Raw genomic sequence first — 1,153 nt, forward strand, 5'->3', positions numbered from 1 at the left:
CCGCTCCTCGCGCGACATCGCGCGCGGCGGCAGCACATCGACCGGCTTGGTATTGTTGGCAACGACCTGCAGCGGCAGCTCCTTCGTCATGGGCTCGATCCTCTCCCTCAAAACTTCCTGCTTCGTGGTGGTGCGGTAGGCGTTGCACTTCGGGCAGCGGTGCTCGCGGCGCTTGCGGCCGATGAACCAGCCGCGTGGCAAGAGCCTGCGGCGCACGAACTGGATTTCGTTGGCGTCCTGATCGCGCTGCGAAGACGCTGGCAGCGCGTGGGTGTTGTAGGGGAGCCGCTCCTCCGCGCCGCAGGGACAACGCACGATGATGCCGCGCGACAGCCTGTTGTCGTCGCCGAACATCATCGGCGCATGCTGGAACGCCTGCATGTCATGCTTCACGGGAGGCCCCCTCGATCCGGGCGACGCGTGCCATAACGTGCGTCTTCAACATCTCGACCTCAGCGGGCGAGAGGTCGTAATTGCGGCGCGCCGTCTTCTGCGCGTCGCTATTCCAGAACGTCAGCAGCTTGGTCTTGTCGGTGTATTCGTCGATGGAGGCTTTGTAGAACTCGAGAAACGACTTGCGCTTCGCCGACGCCTCCAGCTCAGCCGGATCGACCACGTTGCTCTGCTCCTTGTCGTAGAGCGCAAGGCCGAACGGATTGCCGAACGTCATGAGCGCGCGCTTCATCGCGTCGGTCTCGGCTTCCTTGATCGCGCTCTCGTGAGCGAGGCCGAGATCGCGGTCGATACCATGCCCGGAGCCGCAGCCCTCGCGCACGACCTCGCCGACGGTGACGCGGACCTTGGCGACGTAGGTGACGCCATAGCCGGGCACCTTGCTCTCGCCGATCTCGCGCGGGCCTTCCGAAACGCACTTGACATCGATGGTCTCGCGCTTCCAGCCGTCGAACCCGAAGATGCGGTTGGCTTCGGCGATAACGGTCCAGCCCTCGATGTAGGAGAACGTGCGCCCGCCCTGCCTGCGCTCCTTGACCTGTGCGCGGTTGAGCGGCGCGCCGAGCATGTCCTTGGTATCGTCGCTGAACATCACTTCACCGTCACGACAACAGAGGGCGGGGAGTTCGAGAGCGCGAGGCCGGGCAGCTCGCGCCCGGCCTTCAGCGCGTCCTTGATCTTGGTCCGGTCGGGCTTGCGC

2 protein-coding genes are annotated in these 1,153 nt (G+C 65.0%); both read right to left on the reverse strand.

From position 1 onward, the window contains the following. Nucleotides 1–393: hypothetical protein (locus tag QJT78_RS51470; protein ID WP_281460875.1), on the reverse strand; the 393-nt coding region annotated here is incomplete at its 3' end. Continuing rightward, the gene (locus QJT78_RS51475; RefSeq protein WP_049808149.1) at nt 383–1,045 is read right to left on the reverse strand and encodes an RAD52 family DNA repair protein; all 663 of its coding nucleotides are present in this window, start codon (nt 1,043–1,045) and stop codon (nt 383–385) included. The genes QJT78_RS51475 and QJT78_RS51470, both read right to left, overlap by 11 nt. Between the last annotated feature and the right edge of the window lie 108 nt (nt 1,046–1,153).

Origin of the sequence: Bradyrhizobium sp. Mp27, from assembly GCF_029953005.1 — a bacterium.
GTDB classification, from domain to species: domain Bacteria; phylum Pseudomonadota; class Alphaproteobacteria; order Rhizobiales; family Xanthobacteraceae; genus Bradyrhizobium; species Bradyrhizobium barranii.

What these genes read in the sequence shown, in the direction of transcription:
- QJT78_RS51475 (WP_049808149.1), bottom strand. Translation starts at nt 1,045, where the DNA reads ATGTTCAGCGACGATACCAAGGACATGCTCGGCGCGCCGCTCAACCGC.